Genomic DNA, 12,275 nt, shown 5'->3' with positions numbered 1-12,275 from the left:
TCGCCGCAAGCGATGCTTGCGTCAGCCGATACAAGCCGCAGAATGCCGCACCGATCCGATTCCCGCGTGTTGCCTCCGATGCATCCCTGCCTTGCCTGCGGCGCCTGTTGCGCGCACTACCGTGTCAGCCTGCACTGGTCGGAAGCCGATCCTGCGCTGGGTGGAATCACGCCGGTCGAGCTCACCGAACCCTGCGGACCGCACCTGCTGGCCATGCGCGGCACCTGGCAGGCGCGTCCGCATTGCATCGCCCTGATCGGCGAAGTCGGCCAGGCCGGCGGATGCTCGATCTACGCGCAACGGCCTTCGCCTTGCCGGGAACTGAAGGCGGCATGGGAAAACGGTTCTCCCAGCCCGCAGTGCGACCGCGCGCGGCAAGCCCATGGTTTGGCGCCGCTATCGCCGCTGGATTGGCCAGTGACGATGCCCGCGATCTTGTCCCCCGAAGGGACTTCCCCCGGGGCGTAGAGCCGAGCTTGCTCGGCTGCTTTTGATTGAATGCCAGAAAAAACCAGGAGCAGCCGAGCAAGCTCGGCTCTACGCTCTACGCCCCGAAGTGAAGCCCCTTTGGGGGACAAAGCAGGATCAGGCAAGCGGATTGCGGTCGAGGAACGCGCGGATCGCCGGCACCAGTTCGGCGGCCTTGTCTTCCAGCACGTAATGGCCGGCGTCTTCGAATGCGGTGACTTCGGCTTGCGGCAATGCACGGGTGAAGCCGGCGAGGAAGTGCTGGTCGAACACGAAATCCTTCAGTCCCCAGCCGATGAAGGTCGGGCGGTCGGCGAACTGCGGCAACTTCTGCCCGGCCGATTCGACCAGCGCCCAGGCCTTGTCGCCCGGATGCAACGGGATGTCCTGCATGAAGCGCAAGGTGCTGATGCGGTTGGCCCAGCCGTCGTACGGCGACACGTAGGCGCGGCGCACGTCGGCGGGCATCTTCTTCTCCACGCCGAGGTACGAAGCCCCGCCGGAGAAGGCGTTGAATGCGCGGATGAGAAAGGCACCGAGCTTCGAGTCGCGGCCCAGCGACAACTGCCACGGCATCTTCTTCGCCGACGGCAACGGGAAGGCGGCGGTGTTGGTGATGACCAGGCGCTTCACCTGCGCCGCATGCGACAGCGCCCAGCCGAAGCCGATCATGCCGCCCCAATCATGCACCGCCAGGGTCACCGGGCCGTCGATGCCGAGGTGCCCGAGCAGCGCGGCCAAGTCGTCGACGCGCGATTGCAGGGTGTAGTCGTAGTCGCGGTCGCCGGGCTTGGCCGAGAAGCCCATGCCGATGTGGTCGGGCACGATGCAGCGGTATTTATCGGAAAGCCCGGAGACCAGATTGCGCCAGTAATAGCTCCACGACGGATTGCCGTGCAGCATCACCACCACTTCGCCATCCTGCGGGCCTTCGTCCAGGTAGCTCAGCGACAGGCCGGGACGAACTTCGAACTGCTTGGGCGTGAAGGGATAGCCGGGAAGATTCATCGGGTACCGCCACCTGTAATGAAAAGGGCCGGCGAACCGGCCCCTGGAAACTTTCGCCCGCCTGCTTACCAGACGACTTCGGCCATCGAGCAGTTCAGGCCGGAGCCGATGCCGAGCAGGGCGATGCGGTCGCCCTTCTTCAGGCGACCCAGCTGCTTGAGCTTGCTCAACACGATCGGCACGCTGGCCGGGCCGATGTTGCCGTGTTCGCCGAAGATGGTCAGCACTTTCTTCGGGTCGATGCCGAAGGCCTTGATGAAGGCCGCGGTGTGCGGCTGACTGACCTGGTGGATGACGAACTGGTCCAGTTCGTCCACCGCCCAGCCCAGTGCGATCTTGGCCGCGACGAAGGTCTTCTGCGCCAGCTTCAGGCCTTCGATCAGCAGCATGCGGGTATCGGTGACCATGCGGTCCAGGTTGCCGCGGCACAGATGGTTCCACTGCGTCGCCGCCTTGGTCACGCCGCCCTTGTAGCGCGGCGCGTCGGGAGTCAGGTCGCTGCGCGACATGACCATGGCCGCAGCGCCGCAACCCAGGGTCAGGGTGGCCAGCTCGTTGCGGAACTGCGCCTCGGTGACGTCCGGCGACAGCATGCGCTCCAGGGTCATCTTGTAGGCGAGGTTGGCGGTCTCGCCATCCACGACCAGGGCGTAGTCGATCTCGCCACGCTCGAGCATGCGCGCGGCGATGTCCATGCCGTTGATGAAGGCCAGGCAGGCGTTGGCGACGTCGAAGTTCTGGCAGTCCTCGCCCATGCCCAGGTTGCCGGACACGATGCTGGCGGTGGACGGCTCCAGGTAATCGCGGCTGACCGAGGTGTTGACCAGCAGCCCGACCTGGTCGGCGGTGATGCCGGCGTCCTCCATGGCCAGGCGCGCGGCCAAGGTGGCCACGTCGGAGGCTTGCTGCTCGTCGTCCCACAGGCGGCGCGCGTGGATGCCGGCGATGTCGCCGAGAACGTCGGTACGGATGCCGAGACGGTCCAGGGTGGGCTTCAACTGTTCGTTGATGGCTTTGGAGGTCAGGGTATGCGGCGCATCGATATGCGCCAGTCCCGCGATGGAGACGTTCTGGAAGAGCATCTAGGTGAGCGCCAAGGCTGGCCGGAGGGGCGACAAGATTACCGGCTTCGGGCCTTCACCGCATCTTTACGTTGGGTCCCGCCGTTGCCCGCGCAGCGGGTCGGTGAGGCTGGAAGGGGTGGTTTTGGGGGGATTCCGAGAGCCGGGAAGGAAGCAAATGAAGATCAAGAGCGACCCCGCCCCCTCAGCCGCTTGAGGCGGCTTCGAGCTCCCCTGCTATGCAAGGGGGGGCAAAACTCAGCGCCCAGGGCAGCGATACGCCGCGAAACGCTGCTCGCCGCCGCTCGGATCGCCCAGCGGCTGCACGGTATTGGCCTGGATGCCCGGGGCCTCGTTGCGGGCCAGGGTTTCCAGCTCATCGCGCACACGCAGCTCATTGCGCTCGTAGAAAGCCACGTTGTTCTTGACCGCCACCGAGACCTCGCCGCGCTTCTCGCAGTCGGCGGGGGCCGCACCCGCGGCGATCACCCGCACCGCGCTGGCACCCGGCGCCATGTGCACCCAGGTGCAACCGGAAACGGCGAGGACGGCGGCGGCGGTCATCAGGGGCAAGCGCATGGACTGGATCCTTGTAGGCGGGGACGAAACGCAGCGGATTATGTCCCGCCGCGTCTGAACTTGGCGGAAAGCACGCCGGGCGAAGCTATGAGTCATACGCCTCGTCATGAAATGCGAAGCTTGTCGGGATCCTGGCAGGCTTCGCGTGCAATCGAACGGGCGGCGGGCTTACTTCGCGCCCGCCACCGGCTTGCCGTCGGCATCGACGATGCTGACTTCGCCCAGGTCCAGGGCGCGGATCGGCGCCTCGATCTGCTTGAGGTCGCCGACCACCACCCAGGTCAACGCCTTCGGATCGACGGTCGCGGCCGCGGCCTTGACCTGTTCGGGGGTCAGGCTTTCGATCTCGGCCTTGCGCTTGAACACGTAGTCGTCCGGACGGTCGTAACGGACGATGCCGCCGATGGTGCCGAGTACCGAGGCTGCGGTCTCGAACGAACCCGGCAGCCCACGGATCTGGATCGCCTGCATGCGTGCGACCTCGGCCTGGGTGGGCGGCACCTTGCCGGTGAAGTACTCGTTGATCTCGCGCCGCATCTCGGCGATCGATTCGGCGGTCTTGTCGATCTGCACCGGCGCCGACGCGATCCACGGACGCTGGCCCAGGGCGCTGGGCGTGCTGCTGCGCGCGCCGTACGACCAGTGCTTGTCTTCGCGCAGGTTCATGTTGAGGCGCGAGGTGAAGTCGCCGCCGATCACCGCATTGGCGATGTCGAAGCGGACCGCGCCCGGATCCTTGCTGGAAGGCACCACTTCGCCGGCGAAGATGTTCGCCTGCACCGCGCCCGGCTGGTCGATCAGGTACACGCGGGTCCCGGCCGGACGCGCGACGTCGCTGACCGCCGGCACCGCCGGTGCCTGGCCTTCGCCCTTCCAGTCGCCGAAGTGCTTGTCCAGCAGCGGCACGATTTCCTTCAGGGTAGTGTCGCCGACGACGATCACGGTGGCGTTCTCGGGACGCACCCAGGCCTTCTGGAAGGCGACCAGGTCTTCGCGGTCCAGCGAACCGATCGAGGCCTCGGTGCCGCTGCCGCTGAAGGGCATCGCGTACGGGTGGCCGACGCCGTACAGCAGCGGCGGCAGAACGCGCAGCGCGGCGCCGTTGGGCTGGGCCTTTTCCTGGCCGATGCCGGCGATCCAGCTGGCCTTGATCCGGTCGATTTCCTTCTGCTCGAACCGTGGATGGCGCAGCATCTGCGCATACAGCGCCAGCGAGGGATCCAGGTTTTCCTTCAGCGCCGACAGGTAGGCGTTGCTGCCGTCCAGCGAAGCGCCGGCAGAGAGGTTGGCGCCCAGCGATTCGGCGCGGTTGCCGAACGCCAGCGAATCCAGGTCGCCCGCGCCTTCGTCCAGCATGCCCATGGCGAAACTCGAGGTGCCCAGCTTGTGGCCGGCATCGGCGCTGTAGCCGCCGTTGAACTCGTAGCTCACCTGGACCACCGGGATGTCGTGGCGCTCGGCCAGGACCACGGTCGAGCCATTCTTCAATTTGGCCCGCTGCAGTTCCGGGAAGACCAGCTGCGGATAGCTGTCGGTGCTGGGGATGCCGGTCTTGCGGTCGACGCCGGGCGTGGTGGTGTACTTCGGGTCCACGGCCGGCAGGGTCAACGGGGCCGGGGTCACCGCCGGGTCTTCGGCCAGCGCCACGCGCGGGCCCGGGGTCACCACCAGGGTGTGGCTGCCCCTGCTCAGCCAGCGATCGCCGGCGGCGCGGATGCTCTGCGCGGTGGCGTTGTTCAAGGTCTCGAGGCTGTCGCGGAAGCAGCCGGCGTCGCCGGTGAACACCGCGCACTCGGCCAGCACGTCGGCCTTGCCGCCGAAACCGCCGATGCGTTCGACGCCGCGCACGAAGCCGGCCTTGAACACGGTCCGCGCCTGGGCGACTTCGGTCGCGGTCGGACCGTCCTTCAACAGCCGCTTCAGCTCCTCATCGATCACCGCCTCGACCTTGGCCGGGTCCACACCCTGCTTGACGTCGGCCATCAGGAAGAAGATCGAGCCCAGCTGCGCGCCGAACGCACCGGTGCTGACGCTGTCCACCAGCTTGTCCTGGTGCAGCAGGCGCGTATCCAGGCGCGAACTCTTGCTGCCGCCGAGCACCTGCGAGAACAGCTGCAGTTCGTCCAGGTCCGGCTGGCCGTATTCGGCCACGTTCCAGACCCGGTAGATGCGCGTCTGCGGCACCTGGTCGGTCATGGTCGAGCGCGAATCCTTGTCATGCGCGGCGACGTCGACCCTGGGCTGGGCCATGGTCGGCGTGGCCGGGATGTCGCCGAAGTACTTGGCGACCTTTTCCTTGGCCGTGGCCAGGTCGATGTCGCCGGCCAGCACCAGCACCGCGTTGTTGGGGCCGTACCAGGTGCGGAACCAGTTCTTCACGTCCTCCAGCGAGGCCGCGTTGAGGTCGGCCATCGAGCCGATGGTGCTGTGGTGGTAGGGATGGCTGACCGGGTACATCTTCTCGCCCAGCACGTCGAAGACCTGGCCGTAGGGCTCGTTCTCGCCCTGGCGCTTCTCGTTCTGGACCACGCCGCGCTGTTCGTCCAGGGTCTTCTGGTCGATCGCGCCGAGCAGGTGGCCCATGCGGTCCGATTCCATCCACAGGGCCATGTCCAGCGCCGTGGTCGGCACGTTCTCGAAATAGTTGGTGCGGTCGGAATTGGTGGTGCCGTTCTGGCCGGTGGCGCCGACCTGCTTGAACGGATTGAAGAATTCACCCGGAGCGTTTTCCGACCCGTTGAACATCAGGTGTTCGAACAGGTGGGCGAAGCCGGTGCGACCGGCCGGCTCGTCCTTGCTGCCGACGTGGTACCAGATGTTGACCGCCACGATCGGCGCCTTGCGGTCGGTATGCACGATCACCCGCAGGCCATTGGGCAGGGTGAATTCCTGGTAGGCGATGTCGACTTCCCCCGCCACGGCAGGCTTGGCCTGGACCGATTCCGGCGCGAAGTACAGCCCGCCCAGGGCGGTGGACAGGGCGACGGCGAGCAGGGCGGCGCGGGGACGGCGCAGCGGGCTGGTGGAAAAGATCATCGGACACTCCTTTGTAATTGCAGCGGGAAATGGTTGCAGCGGATAGTTGCAATAGAAACTGGCAGCTGACCGCCGATGCTAGCGGCCAGCGCCGGTCTTTACACTAGGCCACAAGGCATGGGTGCAGGAGGAAGGCGGGCATGTCCACACGCTATTGTCTGGTGACCGGGGCCAACCGGGGCCTGGGCCTGGAGTTCGCAAGGCAACTGCTGGCGCGCGGCGACCGGGTCATCGCCGCCTGCCGCCATCCCGGCAAGGCCAGCGCATTGAATCTCCTGGCAGGCGAGTATCCCGGCTGCCTGCGGGTAGCTCCGCTGGACGTGGCCGAAACCGGACGCCACGCTGCCCTGGTCCACGAACTCCCATTGCTGACCGACGGCCATCCGCTCGACCTGCTGATCAACAACGCCGGCGTCCTGCGCGGCGGGGAGCGTTTCGGCACGGTGCAGGCCAGCGACCTGGAAACCAGTTTCCGCACCCATGCGCTGGGGCCGTTCCTGCTGGTGCAGGCGCTGTTCCCGCAGCTTGCCGATGGCGCCACAGTGGTCAACATTTCTTCCGAGATCGGTTCGATCGGCTTGCGCCAGGAATTCCGCACGCCGAGCTACGCCATCGGCAAGGCCGCGCAGAACATGGCGACTTCGCTGCTGGCGCAAGCGCTGAAGGTTCGCGGCATCAAGGTCGTAGCCCTGCATCCGGGCTGGGTGCGCACCGATATGGGTGGAACAAGTGCGCAGCTCACGCCGCGCGAATCGGTCGCCGGGTTGCTGCAGGTCATCGATGGCTTGCGGGCCGATGACTCCGGGAGCTTTCTCGACTGGCAAGGGCAACCCTTGCCCTGGTAAGCGCAGCAAGCGCCCGCGTTTCAACCCTCGCCGCCTGAACCGCATCCCAAACCTGTCTCCACAAGGCTGGCCGGGAGGTTCCGCTTCGCTCGTGAGAGGGAGTCACAACCGGAAGGTGCAGACGTCTTGGTACGTATCAACCGCCGGACGGACACCCAGAACGGACACTGCGGACACCGAAATATTCTTTTATTTTCTTAAAAATCAAATAGTTGAAGTTGGCACGGCACATGCTTCATAGCCAACAAGAACCAACCAACCGCAAGCAAAGCTGACTGGAAACTGAATTTTGGAACTAGATGTGCAAGTTCCACTTGACCGATCTGATTAGGTGTACTACTTTACTACCACACCACCCAACAACGTCACTAAAGAGGCCCTACACCATGAACGCCAAGACCCTGATCCCGCTGTCCGCCGCCGCCCTGTTCGCCATCGTTGCCGGCTCGCTGGTCGCTGCCCACTCTTCCAACACCGCGTTCGCACCCGCCGCCAGCGCCCCGACCCAGAACAGCATCGTCGACCTGCCGGCCGTGACCGTGCGTCCTTCCCTTGAAGATGCCGCTTACTTCCAGGCCCACAAGATCGTCGACCTGGCCACCGTGACCGTGCGTCCGGCCGCCGCGGACCTGGCCTTCTTCCTGGCCGACAACACCGCCCGCGTCGTCGACATGCCGGTCGTCACCGTGCGTCCCTCGTTCGAAGACATCCAGATCGTCGCCGTGGGTGCAGCCACCCTGGCCCAGCAGCTGGCTGCGCGTTGATCGCTTGAAGCAAGCACCGTTTCGTTCAATGCAATAAACGCTTCAAGCATCGCCGCAACCATTGCCGGACCGCACGCACACTGAAAGCGGCCCCGTAGAATCCGTGCAATGGATATCGACACCGCGACACCCGGCGCACTGGATCTCGACGTGCTGCTGTACCAGCCGGAGATTCCACCGAACACCGGCAATGCGATCCGCCTCTGCGCCAACACCGGCGCGCGGCTGCACCTGATCGAGCCCCTGGGCTTCGACCTGCAGGACAAGCAGCTACGACGCGCCGGCCTGGATTACCACGAGTACGCCGCGTTGCAGGTCCACGCTTCGCTGGAAGCGGCCCTGGCCGCGATCGCGCCGCGACGCCTGTTCGCCCTCAGCACCCGCGGCAGCCAGCGCTACGACCAGCCACGCTATATGGCCGGCGATGCGCTGCTGTTCGGCCCCGAAACCCGCGGCCTGCCTGCCGAGGTGTTGCAAGGCCTGCCGCCGGAACAATGCCTGCGCCTGCCGATGCGCCCGCACAACCGCAGCCTCAATCTTTCCAACAGCATCGCCGTGGTCGTGTTCGAAGCGTGGCGCCAGTGCGGATTCGCCGGCGGCGCCTGAGTCTGGATCGCGCCTGCCGGCGCATGGAATTCAATGCACAACCAGCCACGGAAAAGTTCCGCGATCCTCGCGCTAATTTATGTACTGGTAAGTTTGATATTCAGTGGGCATTGAACCGGTTTAACGGATACTTCACAAACCGGCTGCGAACGGCTTCATGCCCCAGCGCTGGCTAATAACCATAAATCAACGAGGTCCATTGAAATGAAGAAGTCCTTGCTTGCCCTGACCCTGCTCGCCTTGCCGGCCCTGGCCGTCAGCACCGCCGCTTCGGCCGCCGAAGGCGTTTCCTACAACTATGTCGAGGGCGGCTATACCGCCACCAATCTGGACAAGGCACCCGATTCCGATGGCTGGGGCTTGAACGGCTCGGTCGCCATCGCCCCGAATTTCCACGTTTTCGGCAGCTACAACCAGCAGGACTTCAAGGACGTGAACTACGGTTACGACCAGTGGCGCGTGGGCCTGGGCTACAACCACGAGATCTCGCAGAAGGTCGATCTGGTCAGCCGCGTGGCCTATGAGAAGTTCAAGGGCGACGATTACACCGTGGGTGGGGTGCGCTTCCCGGGCGATGACCTGGACGGCTACAGCGCCGAAGTCGGCGTGCGCGCCGGACTGACCCCGTTCGTGGAAGGCTATGCGATGGCCGGCTACGAAGACGGCAAGGATTACGACGGCGACTTCTACGGCCGCCTGGGCGCACAGGTGAAGTTCAACCCGAACTGGGGCATCACCGGCGACGTCAAGTTCGCCGACAACGATACCCAGTGGTTCGTGGGTCCGCGCTTCACCTGGTAACGGACACCCGGTAACGGAGCCCGAACATCTGGTTCACCTGGTCATACGCCTTGTCTGTTATGACCTAGGCAACCCCGCAAGGCGACGCGTCCCTCTCTCTCCGCGTCGCACCCTGAGCCCGGCCTAGCGCCGGGCTTTTTTATGCGGCTTCCCAACGCCCCATGGGCGTGGGTTTTTCGTTTCCCGATCACACCGGACAAGAGCTCGCGCCCATGGGCGCTCCTACGGGGATGACCGCCTCTTTCCGGTTCAATCCTTGAACAGGGTTTCCGGGTACTCGGGTTTCTGCTCACGGGCCAGCAGTTGCTGCAGGCCGGCGGCGGGGGTCAGGTCGCCGTGCAGTACATCGCGCACCGCGCTGGAAATCGGCAGGTCGATGCCATGGCGATCGGCCTGGCGCAGAACCTCGTCGGCGGTCTGTACCGATTCGACCACCTGGCCGATCTCGCGCACCGCATCGGCCAGCGACTGGCCACGACCCAGGGCCAGGCCGAGGCGGCGGTTGCGGGACAGGTCGCCGGTGCAGGTCAGCACCAGGTCGCCCAGCCCGGCCAGGCCCATCACCGTTTCCGGCTTGGCCCCGATCGCCGCGGACAGGCGCAGCATCTCGTTGAGGCCACGGGTGATCAGGCCAGCGCGCGCGTTGAGGCCCAGCTGCATGCCATCGGCGACGCCGGTGGCGACCGCCAGCACGTTCTTCATCGCCCCGCCGAGTTCGGCACCGACCATGTCGTCGCCGGTGTAGGCGCGGAACGCGGGGCCGTGCAGCACATCGGCCACGCGCTGGGCGAAATCCGGATCCTGGCCATGCACGGTCACCGCGGTGGGCAGGCCCAGCGCGACTTCCTTGGCGAACGAGGGGCCGGTGACCACGGCCAGCGGCACCTGCGGGCCGAGGATGTCCTCGGCCACTTCATGCAGGAAACGCCCGGAGCCCGGCTCGAAACCCTTGGTCGCCCAGGCCACGCCGGCCGCGGCAGGACGCAGCGGCGCCAGCAGACGAAGAGTCTCGGTGAAGGCGTGCGAGGGCACGACCACGAGCACCAGATCGGCATCGTGCAACGAAGCGGCGAAATCGGAGGTGGCGCGCAATGTGTCCGGCAATGCGATGCCGGGCAGGTAACGCGGGTTTTCGTGTTGCCGGTCGATGGCGTCGGCAGCCTGCGCATCGCGGCCCCACAGCACCACCGAGTGCCCGTGGCGGGCCATCAAGGCGGCCAGCGCGGTGCCCCAGGAGCCCGCGCCGAGTACTGCGACTTTCAGGATTTGCGTCATCGGGTTCCCCTGCGCGCACCCGGGCCAAGGGAAGTCAGAAACGGAACCCTCTCCCGGCCTTCGACCACCCTCTCAACCTTGCACACCCTGCGGGCGCCGCAAGGAGAGAGGTGAAAAGATATCAGGCGTTGCCCGCCGTTTCCGCGTTGGCCAGCTCGCCGCCGTCGGCCTGGGCCGCGCGCTGGCGCAGGGTTTCGGCATACAAACCGTCGAAATTGATCGGCTGCAGGAAGAACGGCGGAAAGCCGCCGGCCTGGATCAGGTCGCTGAGCAGCTGGCGGATGTACGGGAACAGGATGTTCGGGCACTGGGTGCCGAGCAGGCCGTCGACCGTCTGCGGGTCGAGGCCGGCGATGCCGAACACGCCGGCCTGCTTCACTTCGGCCACGTAGGCGGTCTTGTCGCCGGCTTTGCAGGTCAGGGTCACGGCCAGCACCACTTCGAACGCATTCTCGTTCAGGCGCTGCACGCTCTGGTTGAGGTTGAGCTGCAATTCGGGCTGCACATTCTCGCTGTAGATCGCGGGCGCGCCAGGCACTTCGAAGGACACGTCCTTGACGTAGATCTTCTCGACGGTGAAGGCGGGGCCGGTGGCTTCGGCGGGCGCGGCGGCGCCGTTGGTGGTTTCGTCGGACATGGACGTACTCCGTAAATCTGAATGGAAAAAGAAAGGGATTATCTCACGGGATGGCGACGCGCCGGCCCGGGTTCAAGGGCGCGGCGCCGGTGCAGCAGCTTCGTTCTCAGCGACCCTTGACCAGCGGCAGATCGGCCTGCTGCCAGGCGGCGATGCCGCCGTCGAGCCACGACACCTGTTCGAAGCCGGCCTTCTTCAGGCGCTTGGCGGCGGCGGCCGAAGCCTGGCCGTTGCGGCAGACCACGACCACCGGCAGCTGTTTGGCGGCAGCCAGCAATTTGTTTTCCGGGTCGAACTGGCTGGGGGCGACATTGCGGCTGCCGGCGATATGGCCTTTCTCGAAGTCGCCGCTGGCCGACAGGTCCACCACCAGGGCGTTGTCGCGATTGATCAGCGTGGTCAGGTCGGCCGGACGCAAGGCCTTGTAGCCGCGGAACAGGTGCGCGACTTCGGTGACGACAAGGGCGATGGTCAATCCGGCCAGGGCCAGCGACAGCATGGGCGAGGAGCTGGCGAACGCCTGCAGTTGTTCGAAATTCACGGGATGGGGGGCGGCTGTAAAACGGGCCGCGATTGTCGCATAGGCGGGAGAGGGGAGGAGGAACTAGAAGGGAGGAACGAGGAACAAGCAGTGAGGGAGGTGTCTTGCGCTTTGTCTCTCTCTGTAACGGAGCTGAGGGGGAATCAGGAGCAAACCCCAATTAGCCCTCGCCAAAGGGGCGATCCTGTCCTCCCGCCCTATTCCCCGTTCCACAGATCGGGCAATCCCAGCACCATCCACCAGCGCCTGGCTTCCGGGTCCCAGCGCCATTGTTCGCGATAGCGCAGGCTGCGCTCGGCCATGGTGTGCCGGTTGATCACCCGCAATTCGATATTGCGGACCACGCTGCCGTCCTCGCCGGCGACGCTGCCCCGCTCGGTATAACCGGAAATCTCGATCTGCTTGTAGCGCTCGAAAGCCAGTTCGGTCATCGGGTGCGCCTCGCGATAGGCCGGGTCCACTAGTTGCCAGGCCTGCTCGAATTCGCCCCAGCGGATGGCCGTGGCATAGGCCGTCTGCACCGTGTCCAGCTGGCTGCTCTTCTTGCGCTTGCCGAAGGCATTGGCCGGCGCCGCCACCAGCAACAGCGCCAGCATCAACACCGCCAACAGGTTCAGTCCTCTGCGCATCCGTCCGCCCTCTTCTTATTGCAAG

The 12,275-nt window shown here is 65.5% G+C and carries 13 protein-coding genes; 5 read left to right on the top strand and 8 right to left on the bottom strand.

Features of this window, described 5'->3' with window-relative positions; all coding sequences use genetic code 11:
• The first annotated feature begins 78 nt into the window (after positions 1–78).
• A complete protein-coding gene (locus tag CSC74_RS07580) occupies positions 79–468 on the top strand; it encodes a YkgJ family cysteine cluster protein (protein ID WP_162314252.1) in 390 nt (129 codons plus the stop codon).
• Between the two features lie 117 nt (positions 469–585).
• On the opposite strand, the gene CSC74_RS07575 is transcribed toward CSC74_RS07580, so the two are convergent.
• From CSC74_RS07575 to CSC74_RS07560, 4 genes are all read right to left on the bottom strand, one after another.
• Positions 586–1,476: an alpha/beta fold hydrolase gene (locus CSC74_RS07575; RefSeq protein WP_162313847.1), complete on the bottom strand. Its 891-nt coding sequence runs from the start codon at positions 1,474–1,476 to the stop codon at positions 586–588.
• 65 nt (positions 1,477–1,541) lie between these two features.
• Positions 1,542–2,558, bottom strand: coding sequence for a 3-oxoacyl-ACP synthase III (locus CSC74_RS07570; protein ID WP_162313846.1), 1,017 nt, complete (start codon positions 2,556–2,558; stop codon positions 1,542–1,544).
• Between the two features lie 237 nt (positions 2,559–2,795).
• Complete coding sequence (locus tag CSC74_RS07565) at positions 2,796–3,116, bottom strand: DUF4156 domain-containing protein (RefSeq protein WP_162313845.1); 321 nt, start codon at positions 3,114–3,116, stop codon at positions 2,796–2,798.
• A 168-nt stretch (positions 3,117–3,284) separates the two neighbouring features.
• Positions 3,285–6,152, bottom strand: a complete 2,868-nt coding sequence (locus CSC74_RS07560; protein ID WP_162313844.1) for a M16 family metallopeptidase — start codon at positions 6,150–6,152, stop codon at positions 3,285–3,287.
• 140 nt (positions 6,153–6,292) lie between these two features.
• Between CSC74_RS07560 and CSC74_RS07555 the strand changes: the two genes are divergently transcribed.
• The 4 genes from CSC74_RS07555 (at position 6,293) to CSC74_RS07540 (ending at position 9,168) form a co-directional block, all read left to right on the top strand.
• Positions 6,293–6,997 carry an SDR family oxidoreductase gene (locus CSC74_RS07555; protein WP_162313843.1) on the top strand — a complete coding sequence of 235 codons (705 nt, stop codon included), beginning with the start codon at positions 6,293–6,295 and terminating at the stop codon, positions 6,995–6,997.
• 386 nt (positions 6,998–7,383) lie between these two features.
• Positions 7,384–7,761, top strand: a complete 378-nt coding sequence (locus tag CSC74_RS07550; protein ID WP_162313842.1) for a hypothetical protein — start codon at positions 7,384–7,386, stop codon at positions 7,759–7,761.
• A gap of 108 nt (positions 7,762–7,869) precedes the next feature.
• A complete protein-coding gene (locus CSC74_RS07545) occupies positions 7,870–8,367 on the top strand; it encodes a tRNA (cytidine(34)-2'-O)-methyltransferase (protein ID WP_162313841.1) in 498 nt (165 codons plus the stop codon).
• A 204-nt stretch (positions 8,368–8,571) separates the two neighbouring features.
• Positions 8,572–9,168 (top strand): outer membrane beta-barrel protein, encoded by a 597-nt coding sequence (locus CSC74_RS07540; protein ID WP_162313840.1) that lies wholly within the window; start codon positions 8,572–8,574, stop codon positions 9,166–9,168.
• Between the two features lie 249 nt (positions 9,169–9,417).
• Here the strand turns inward: CSC74_RS07540 and CSC74_RS07535 are convergent, their stop codons facing one another.
• From CSC74_RS07535 to CSC74_RS07520, 4 genes are all read right to left on the bottom strand, one after another.
• A complete protein-coding gene (locus tag CSC74_RS07535; protein ID WP_162313839.1) occupies positions 9,418–10,443 on the bottom strand; it encodes an NAD(P)H-dependent glycerol-3-phosphate dehydrogenase in 1,026 nt (341 codons plus the stop codon).
• A 121-nt stretch (positions 10,444–10,564) separates the two neighbouring features.
• Complete coding sequence (secB, locus tag CSC74_RS07530; RefSeq protein ID WP_162313838.1) at positions 10,565–11,080, bottom strand: protein-export chaperone SecB; 516 nt, start codon at positions 11,078–11,080, stop codon at positions 10,565–10,567.
• A gap of 106 nt (positions 11,081–11,186) precedes the next feature.
• Positions 11,187–11,621, bottom strand: coding sequence for a rhodanese-like domain-containing protein (locus CSC74_RS07525; protein ID WP_162313837.1), 435 nt, complete (start codon positions 11,619–11,621; stop codon positions 11,187–11,189).
• A gap of 197 nt (positions 11,622–11,818) precedes the next feature.
• Positions 11,819–12,250: a hypothetical protein gene (locus CSC74_RS07520; RefSeq protein ID WP_162313836.1), complete on the bottom strand. Its 432-nt coding sequence runs from the start codon at positions 12,248–12,250 to the stop codon at positions 11,819–11,821.
• Positions 12,251–12,275 lie beyond the last annotated feature (25 nt).

This window comes from Pseudoxanthomonas yeongjuensis, assembly GCF_010093345.1.
Lineage (GTDB): Bacteria > Pseudomonadota > Gammaproteobacteria > Xanthomonadales > Xanthomonadaceae > Pseudoxanthomonas_A > Pseudoxanthomonas_A yeongjuensis.
This window is presented reverse-complemented; position numbering and strand designations above follow the sequence as displayed.